4 protein-coding genes are annotated in these 4,229 nt (G+C 69.1%); 2 read left to right on the top strand and 2 right to left on the bottom strand.

Annotated features, from left to right (window positions below):
• The first annotated feature begins 81 nt into the window (after nucleotides 1–81).
• Nucleotides 82–345 (top strand): hypothetical protein, encoded by a 264-nt coding sequence (locus FXF52_RS40500; protein WP_148804931.1) that lies wholly within the window; start codon nucleotides 82–84, stop codon nucleotides 343–345.
• 634 nt (nucleotides 346–979) lie between these two features.
• Here FXF52_RS40500 and FXF52_RS40495 read toward each other — a convergent pair.
• Nucleotides 980–1,168, bottom strand: a complete 189-nt coding sequence (locus tag FXF52_RS40495) for a hypothetical protein (RefSeq protein ID WP_148804930.1) — start codon at nucleotides 1,166–1,168, stop codon at nucleotides 980–982.
• Nucleotides 1,169–1,654: 486 nt separating this feature from the next.
• Nucleotides 1,655–2,494: a DUF5994 family protein gene (locus FXF52_RS40490; RefSeq protein WP_148804929.1), complete on the bottom strand. Its 840-nt coding sequence runs from the start codon at nucleotides 2,492–2,494 to the stop codon at nucleotides 1,655–1,657.
• Nucleotides 2,495–3,248: 754 nt separating this feature from the next.
• Here FXF52_RS40490 and FXF52_RS40485 point away from each other — a divergent pair.
• Nucleotides 3,249–4,229: hypothetical protein (locus tag FXF52_RS40485; protein WP_222870951.1), on the top strand; the 981-nt coding region annotated here is incomplete at its 3' end.

The raw sequence follows: 4,229 nt of genomic DNA, 5'->3' as shown, positions 1-4,229 counted from the left end.
CCGCCACCCCGGCTACGGTGTGAATCCCATCACTGCCGCACCCGTGAGTGAGCCGGAGCTGTTGCCAGCGCCACTGGCGGCGTGCGGGCGAGCGCCGCATCTGAGACGGTCTACGACAACCGGTCCGAGAGCGGCGGTCTCGACCTGTTCGACCCACAGGGGCTGGCCGGCGGGGTCGTGAACATTCATAGTTATCCACCGCCACCGCCACCGCCGGCGGCGGCGGTGGCGGTGGCGGTGGCGATGGCGCCCACCGGCTGCCACCACTCGACGGAGAATTGTTCCCGCCGAGCCCGGCCTGACCCGGCGCTACGAGGTCTCGCCTACGTCGTGTTCCAACGGTGAGAGCATCGCCTTCGGCACCCTGTTGGGGCTCGACCTGCCGGGCAGCCGCCTGTTCGTCGCCGGCCCTGGCGGAGGCATTTCGGCTCCAACCGCCTCGCGGTTCGCTCGCACTTGATCAAGTAGAACCCCCACTGCCCATCCGAGTCATCAGCGTGCCGATGGCTGGTTGGGTGACGCACCACGGTCTGGAGAACCCCGCCCCGGCCGAGACTCTGTGCCAAGTTCCGCGACGTCAGGGCGCGTGCGGCTACGAACACCAGATCAAGACACACCTCCAGCGACGTCGCTCGCGATCGCGGCAGGAGGGCTGCCCCCGGCCAGCCCGGATTTTTGAGCCCGGACCGAAAATGGATGCTACATGGGGCAAAACTTGTTCCGGAATGTCGATTACGATGGCATGCCGGCGCTCGATGGTGCGATTTTGGGGCTAGGGATGCTTGTTCCCGTCCGGCAGGCAGACCGGTTTCCGTGTACGCTCGGTGCGAGTCGCCAGGCGGGCTCACCGGTCGCGTGAAATCCGCAGGTTCTGCGGTCAGTATGGTGGCGGCGAACTGGAGTTCAGCGCTCGCGGCGAGGCGTACGACTCGGCGACGCGGGGCACAGGGACCTGGCGGCTTGGACGTCACCTGAGCGTCTATTGGCGCGGAACGACGGACAGCCGCAGCCCGTTTTGTGTCTCCTCAATTCGTACCCGTTCGCCCTGGCCGTGATCGGGCAGCATCGCGTCGTACAGTTCGGCGTTGCTAATTTCCACAATGCCTCCGGCACGGTTGATGAGGACGTTGAGGACGGCGCGTAGGTTGACGTCGCTGAGGTAGCGCATTTCACCATCTCCGTGCTGCTTATTGTTGGGTGAGCACTGCTCCGCCTTCTCCCCGTCGGGTGGGACACCGTACCAGATCAGGGCGAGTCAGTGCGGGCCGTGAAAATCGGCAATGCGAGAACAAGCCGCCGGGCGGGCGTCCGGCCGTGCCTCGTCGACCGCTCGACTTTCAACTGGACCGGGCCCGGACCATCGCCCCGACGAACGTGGCGAGGGTACGCTGGCGAACCCGACCCGGGCGTTGCTGGCGCCGTACGGCAGCCAGAGCAGGTCGCCGTGGCGGGGCAACCTGCTTGCTGAAGTAGCCCGCGTCCTGCACGATGCCGCGGTCAGCGGCCGGCCAGCCCGCCGGGCGATCTCGATGGCGGCGTGGGTGCCCTTGTGGATGAAATGCGGCCGAAGACCACCAGCCCAGAGCCGGGTCCGGGGTGAACCGCAACCCGTCGAGGTCGACCCACGGTGCACGGTGGCGAGGTAGCCGAACCCTCAATCACTGGTAGTCGGCTCGGCGAGCTCAGTCGGATCAAGACGCAGGGTCGCGAGCAGCCCGGCGTGCCGCGCGATGTCGACCCGCTCCGGCAGCTCCCGCTCGACCCAGTCGGCCCTGGTGTGCTGGCCGCGCCGACGCAGCGCAGAGACGATCGTGTGCCGGGCGATTGTCATGGTTTGCTCCTCGATGTTAATGGTGGAAAGGTCGCGGGCCCTCCGCTGTCTCGGCAGAGGTGCTGTCGGCGCGGGCGCCGGTTCCACCGGCGCGGACGTCCCGGCCCGTGCAGCGTCGGTCATGCGGGCAGCGACGGCGCCAACGGCGGCGGGGCCGGTGCGGAGACGGCCGCCCTCCCCCTCCCACGTGCGCCTGCCCGCGCTGTCGACCCTGGCGTCGGACAGCTTGCCTGCGGCGGCGAGCAGGCGCGGAGTATGGACCAGGTTGCCGGCGGTGGCGGCGAGCGCCATCGCCGCCTCGGCCAGATCGACCGCGGTCTCCGGCGGGACGATCAGCAGATCGAGCCGGTCGTCGTTGAGGCAGATCGCGGTCAGCAGGCTGGCGGGCTGACTGGTGAAGTAGCCCAACCGCAAAACCCTGCCGCCGACGGCCAGGAGGCGCGGATTGCCGTCCCAGATCCCGGCGTTGAGGACCAGACGGGTGATCGGCCCGCGCAGCAGGTCTATGGCGAGGACGAGGCCGGGCAGCTCCGCGAGCGGATCGGCCGAGCGGGGCCGCCAGCCCCCGTCGAGCAGCGTGCGCGGGGACCGGGTCGGTTCGATCCGAAGGCGCGGCGTCGATGGCGGCGATAGGGAAGCGTGGGGGCTTGACCATGGCGTCATGTCGGATCCTTATCGCCGTGACCGCGGCGTAGCGGTGGGGTCGTGCGCAGAATCGCGTCATGCGCCGGACGGGGTGCCAGTTCGCCGACCCCACCCGGGCGGGTCGTCGATTGCTCAGCTCAGCCTCAGCGTTGAAGCCGGTACAGCCGGGTGATGCGGACGGCGCCGATTACCATGGGCGACGATCGCGAGCACCGCTGCACGGAAACCGATCCGGGTTGCGCCGGCGCGGGTCAACGGCACTCGAGCCGGTGGGAGGTGGGGATTCGGTCCTGATGCTCGGACAGCGGTCGGGCGGGCCACTGCAGATCGGGTGCGGCCGGGTACGGACATGGCATTCCCTCGGGCGGAGCCGGCGTGGCGGGCACCTCGGGAATGGGATGTCGTCGATTCCGGGATAGGTCCAGCCTACGCCTGTCCGGGCCGGTCTGCTCGGCACCGCCCCGGCAGGGGCCGAGGCTGACCAACTTGATTAGGGATCGTCGATGATCGTAGGTTGATGGTGTGGCCCTTGTTCGGCTTTCAAAGGCTGACCAACTTGATTAGGAATCGTCGGTGATCCTAGGTTAACCGCGTGGACGGTGGCGCTTCGTCTTTGGGCTGGTTCGGGGGAGATTCCGGTGAGGTGGGCCGGTCGTGATCGCGGGTTCTCTTGGATCGATGGCGGGGCGATGGGCCGGTGACCGGAAAGCTGCCGCTGGCTGAGGGCGAGATCTCCCGTACCGCTTGCGCCCGGGCCCTGCTCCGATCGGGGGTGGACGAGGAGAGCGGCAAAGTGCTGTCGCAGGCCGTGCTGGCGCAACGTGTCGGCTGGTGTGCCGATCTGGTGGCGGGGATGGTCTCCGGCCTGTTGGCTCAGCGCTGGAATCCCGCGGATGTGGAGGTGTTGGCCTCCGGCGTGGACTCGGGCGGCCGGAAACTTCCGTCGAACGCGTGGATGGCGCTGCGACGCTTGGGCTGGACGGTCGCCGCGCCCGAGGGTGTGAGGGTCAATGACCGGGTCGTGCGGATGGCGCAGGAGCAGGCGGGGCGGGCACTTCGCTCGGCGTCGTGGCGTGCTGACCTTACCGCCGGGGTGCTGGCGACGTGGCCGGCCGATCCGCGCAAGCGCACTCCAGGGGAGTGGGAGCAGGTGCGTCGGGCGGTTCCGGGCGGGGAGCATCTGCCGTCCGGCATGATCAAGTCCCGCACCCGACAGGTTGCCAGGTTCCTTGCCGTGCACGGCCGGCTGCCGGTGGACGTGTTCGAGCTCGAAGGCGTCCCAAGGGTCGCGCGGATGCTGCTGTTGGCCGCGTGTGACCGGCAGCAGGCCAGCATCGAACGCAGCGACACCGACCCTCGGAGGGTGTTGCTGCGGTTGCAGTTGCCCACCCGTCCGGATCCGCGAGCCTATGCGGATTGGACGTGGGTGGCCTGTCCGATCATCCTGCCGCCCACGGTCCCCGCGGGCGCGGTGGTGCACCTGCCCACCCTGCGCGTCACCGGCCGGCAGGTGCACGCCGATATGGCATACAGCCATCCGGTGCCGAAAGCCCGGCGCACCGGCCACACGGTGGCGCTCGGCGTGGACTGGGGTCTCAACACCCTCCTCAGCGCGGGGGCCCTGCGGCTGCAGGAGGATGGGCGGATCACCGCGTTGGGGGCGGGTGGTCAGTTCCGGGCCGCCGGGGTCCTCGCGAAACGCCCTGGTGTCGGTGGGCTGCGCGGGGCAGCCTTGGCCGGTCCGTTGGTGCGT

It is taken from the genome of Micromonospora sp. MP36 (assembly GCF_008119785.1).
In the GTDB taxonomy this organism is placed as follows: Bacteria; Actinomycetota; Actinomycetes; order Mycobacteriales; family Micromonosporaceae; genus Micromonospora.
The sequence above is the reverse complement of the archived record's forward strand: the minus strand, read 5'-3'. Positions and strand labels throughout refer to the sequence as shown.